The sequence below is a fragment of the Xenorhabdus sp. KJ12.1 genome (assembly GCF_963876495.1).
Classification (GTDB): Bacteria; Pseudomonadota; Gammaproteobacteria; order Enterobacterales; family Enterobacteriaceae; genus Xenorhabdus; species Xenorhabdus stockiae.
Genome location: NZ_CAWNQH010000112.1, coordinates 1 through 4,899, shown reverse-complemented (window position 1 = coordinate 4,899; position 4,899 = coordinate 1). Strand labels below are relative to the sequence as shown.

The following is a 4,899-nucleotide window of genomic DNA, read 5'->3' as shown; positions in this document are numbered from 1 at the left end:
AAAACCTCGGATTAACGGAAACCGTTAATCTAGCCGCTGGCGCATGGTCAAAATCTGTTGTTGGTGGGGTATACAACGGAGGAACATTTGCAAGCTGTAATACACCAGGAATATATGCAGTTGCTATTGCTGATGCCTCAACTGTATCCGATTTTCCGAAAGTAAATGGCACGCCAATTTATAGCTATGGCATGATGATTGTCACTGTAAGTGAACCATGCATTTCACAATTATACATGTCACATTTAGGGCATGTTGCTAGCCGTCAATCATGGAGTTCAGGCAAAGAATATCAGGACTGGTATGTTCAATATAGTTCTGCTAATAAGCCTTCTGCCACAGATATCGGGGCATTTTCCAGCTCAGGAGGCAAAGTTGCTGGGATTGTTCATGCCGATAATTGGATTATGGGTAAAGAATTATGGGAGAAAGACCCTAACAGCGGTAAAGAAGAACGTGCTTATTCCCCATTTAATAAACCGTCCGCGAGTGATGTCGGTGCTATCGCAAATCATGAAGTAGCATATCTTGGTGATGGTAGTAAATTTCAAGACTGTCTATCGAGTGGTTTTTATAAAGTAGGAATTTCAAATATTACTACCGTGGTTGATGCTCCCGTTGGACTTTACAATTATGGTGTTTTGGAAGTACAGAATAGTAATGGTGTAATTGCACAACGCTATATTTCTCATTCTGGACAAATAGCTGTACGTCAATCATGGGATGACGGTGCTAGTTGGTTAGGATGGAATATAGTTTACTCATCCACATTTAAACCCTCTGCTGCTGATATTGGGGCATTACCTATAATTGGCGGGCAAATAGATGGCGAAGTGCATGCTAATAGATTTTGGTCTAAGACTTCTTTAAATCTCGGGGAAGGAACCTGGGGTGAACGTCATGGAATATTAATTTCTGGTAAGGACGATGCAAATTTTGAAAACAATAACCTTGAAATTTTGTCATGGTACGGTATCGGGCTGAAATCAACATTAGATAATAAGACTCGAATTTTTTTCAATCCTCGTGATGGCTATATTGGGACACAAGGTTCCATTAACTCAGAAAATTTATTAGCTAAATCTAATGTTTGTATTGGTGATACAAACCATGGTATGTGGGACGGGGGAAAAGATGCTGCTAGTTTTGAAGGTAATAACCTAGAAATTAGATCATGGTATGGTATAGGCTTAAAAGCAACCACAGATAACGAAACAAGAATTATTTTTAATACGCGTAATGGAGACATAGGAACAAAAGGAGGTTTGCTTGTTGGCGCCAATAGTAACGGCGCATTAAAAATTTATTCGCACGATACGGCAAAATCACAAGTTTTCTTTTATACATTCGGCGATACACATAATGGTGGTAACCGTAATGTTGTGTTAGAAGCAGCCGATGATAAAGGGTGGTTATGGTATAGTCAGCGATTAACTTCTGATCAAATTCAATTTGCTGTAAATGGTCAGATTATACCCAATGATTATAGTAATTTTGATACCCGTTATATTCAGGATATTCGTTTTGGTTCTGTAGAACATTCAGCAATTTGGATGGGATCTGGTTATTCTGACACTCCTCCATATGTAATTACTGCTGTTATTAATGATGGAAATAATGAGCCAGATACTGCTTCACGTCGTCCATTACAAAAACTTATTAACGGAACTTGGCATAATATAGGAGCTTTGTAATGTTGCATTTGAAAAATTTCGAAAAATATTCGCCAGATACTATGGAAGAAAAAGAAATTGAGAGGAAATTTGGAGCTATATTCTATCGTAGTGAAAATGGTGATGATTGGTATAAGAGTATATCAAAATTCAAAGAAGATACTTACAAAATAAAATACAACTCCAATTATATTATTTGTGCAATAAATAAAGATGCCTCATCTATATGCCCAGATAATGGAAGTATTGTAGAGGTAGAATCATTACCAAATGGTATAGATATTATAGGGGGTTGGCAGTATATCAATGGAAAATTTGCTCCACGTGAATATACAAAAGATGAATTAATAATTCAAGCTCAAGAGCAGAAGAGAAGGTTATTGAATAAAACTAATGAAACTATATCACCCTTGCAAGATGCTGTAGAACTTAACATAGCAACAGAAAAGGAACTAAAAACTCTAGCAGAGTGGAAGAAATATCGTGTAATGCTTAACCGAATTGATTGCACTATCATTCCAAATATAGAATGGCCAGAACAACCTAAAATAAAATAATTACAGGGGCATAATGCCCCTGATTATCTTATAATCACTCTGGGTTTTTAGGCCAAATAATATCTGATACTTTTGAACAATCCAAACGACTTAATTCTATGCTATATAATTCCAAATTATCTAGTTGATTTATTTCATCATTAGTTGCCATATTTTTTTTAACAATTCGCTCTAATCTCATAATTTTTTTATCTGCGTCATTAAGTAGCGATTGTTTTTTTCTCTCTGCCTGTTGTTGTAATTCCTCTTGAGTTGGTGGAGGAATATCACTCCAAGCAGGTGAACCATTTTTACCAGCAATACGCATCTTACCTTGAGGAGGAATATTACTTACAAATTCTGAATAAATATTGTCACTAACCTCAATACCATCATCTGGCCATGATCCTGCATTGATATAATCTGTTTTTAATAAAACAGGGTAGAATGCATTATTTTTTGCGCTGTAAAAGTACATAATTAATATCCTATTGCAATCCAAGCTGTTGGCAAATTATAGTCTATGGTTACTCTTAATGTACTGTTATCTACCAACATGACAGAAGAAGAGACATCATCATCTCCGTAATGTATAGCTTTATAAACAGTACCTACAGCCATTGCTCCTGTAGTAGGAAAAGGTATAGGTAAAGATACATTGGTTGTACCACTGCGACCATGAACTACTCCCCACTGAATAATCATCCCCGTATCGCCACATTTCCACCAACCGTTAGGCTCTTTTTGAGCTGTACTCTTATTTGCTGTTATATCATCTAATGTAGCAGCACGAACCCAACTACCATCAGTTCTACGCTCCCACAGTTCCTTGCCACCAATCCAGCCAGTTGCTTCGATATCACTGGTAACATCCACTTTGCCTTCGATTTTTCCACCTGTTTTAGGATAAGCATTCTTAGCCAAATTAATGGTTTCTGCATAATCATGGGCATAAGGCAGAACAGTATCATCATATTCTGAACCTAATTGAGGATCATCAATGGCATAGGATTTCACCATCCATTTAATTTCAAAATTATTGTATGGCTGTATTGATTGATGCGCTTCTACTTCTCCATCTTCACGAGAGTAATGAATATCGGAAAAATTACTGGTGACATGATAAGTTAAGCCACCCCGTAAATAACAACCACTGAATACAGGAGACTGAACAATATCACCAGACTTTACACCTTCGTAAAGAGGATATTTATCGTCTATTGGTCGTGCAATGCTCATCATTGCATAACGAATATTTTTCACTGTATTACGATAAGTTTGACGAATGCGTTTAATATTCAGATATTGTGCGTCTCCCCCCCATCGGGTATCTCCGCCTTCCATTTGTAATAACAACCCTGCAAGGTGTGTTACATCTTTCCCAAACGGATTTTTATCTCCCCGATTTTTGGCATAATTACGATGTATGGTTAGCCATGGATTAGCACCACTATCGTTATGAGGAAAACGCCACCATACGGGATAATAACGGTCACTACTCAATCCGGTCAGGTCAATGGTATTGTTAAAACGCGGCTCAACCTGAATTTCTGCTGCACTGGGTTTATTCTGGGGAGTGTATGCTCGCACCCAACCACCATCAGATTTACGCTCCCAAAGTTCTTTACCACCAACCCAGCCAGTTGCATCTACATTACCTGCCACTTGTCCGCCAGTTATTGGTAATGCACCAATATCAGCAGCAGAGGGTTTATTTTGTGGCGTATAAGCCCGCACCCACTCACCATTAGGTTTTCGTTCCCAGAGTTCCTTGCCACCAATCCAGCCAGTTGCTTCGATATCACTGGTAACATCCACTTTGCCTTCGATTTTTCCACCTGTTTTAGGATAAGCATTCTTAGCCAAATTAATGGTTTCTGCATAATCATGGGCATAAGGCAGAACAGTATCATCATATTCTGAACCTAATTGAGGATCATCAATGGCATAGGATTTCACCATCCATTTAATTTCAAAATTATTGTATGGCTGTATTGATTGATGCGCTTCTACTTCTCCATCTTCACGAGAGTAATGAATATCGGAAAAATTACTGGTGACATGATAAGTTAAGCCACCCCGTAAATAACAACCACTGAATACAGGAGACTGAACAATATCACCAGACTTTACACCTTCGTAAAGAGGATATTTATCGTCTATTGGTCGTGCAATGCTCATCATTGCATAACGAATATTTTTCACTGTATTACGATAAGTTTGACGAATGCGTTTAATATTCAGATATTGTGCGTCTCCCCCCCATCGGGTATCTCCGCCTTCCATTTGTAATAACAACCCTGCAAGGTGTGTTACATCTTTCCCAAACGGATTTTTATCTCCCCGATTTTTGGCATAATTACGATGTATGGTTAGCCATGGATTAGCACCACTATCGTTATGAGGAAAACGCCACCATACGGGATAATAACGGTCACTACTCAATCCGGTCAGGTCAATGGTATTGTTAAAACGCGGCTCAACCTGAATTTCTGCTGCACTGGGTTTATTCTGGGGAGTGTATGCTCGCACCCAACCACCATCAGATTTACGCTCCCAAAGTTCCTTGCCCCCAATCCAACCAGTTGCTTCGATATCGCTGGCAACATCGACTTTGCCTTCGATTTTGCCACCGGTTTTAGGGTACGCATTTTGAGCTAGGTTTCTGGTTTCCGTTAATCCGAGGTTTT

The 4,899-nt window shown here is 38.7% G+C and carries 4 protein-coding genes; 2 read left to right on the top strand and 2 right to left on the bottom strand.

The annotated features are described in order from the left end of the window. Both AACS92_RS18860 and AACS92_RS18855 read left to right on the top strand, forming a co-directional pair. On the top strand, positions 1–1,694 hold a 1,694-nt coding region (locus AACS92_RS18860; RefSeq protein ID WP_241538041.1), incomplete at its 5' end, for a tail fiber protein. Beyond that, positions 1,694–2,230: a tail fiber assembly protein gene (locus tag AACS92_RS18855; protein ID WP_099111954.1), complete on the top strand. Its 537-nt coding sequence runs from the start codon at positions 1,694–1,696 to the stop codon at positions 2,228–2,230. The genes AACS92_RS18860 and AACS92_RS18855, both read left to right, overlap by 1 nt. Before the next feature lie 34 nt (positions 2,231–2,264). On the opposite strand, the gene AACS92_RS18850 is transcribed toward AACS92_RS18855, so the two are convergent. Beyond that, a complete protein-coding gene (locus AACS92_RS18850) occupies positions 2,265–2,687 on the bottom strand; it encodes a tail fiber assembly protein (protein WP_099111953.1) in 423 nt (140 codons plus the stop codon). A gap of 2 nt (positions 2,688–2,689) precedes the next feature. Continuing rightward, positions 2,690–4,899, bottom strand: a 2,210-nt coding sequence (locus tag AACS92_RS18845; protein WP_445286137.1) for a gp53-like domain-containing protein, incomplete at its 5' end; no start/stop codon positions are given.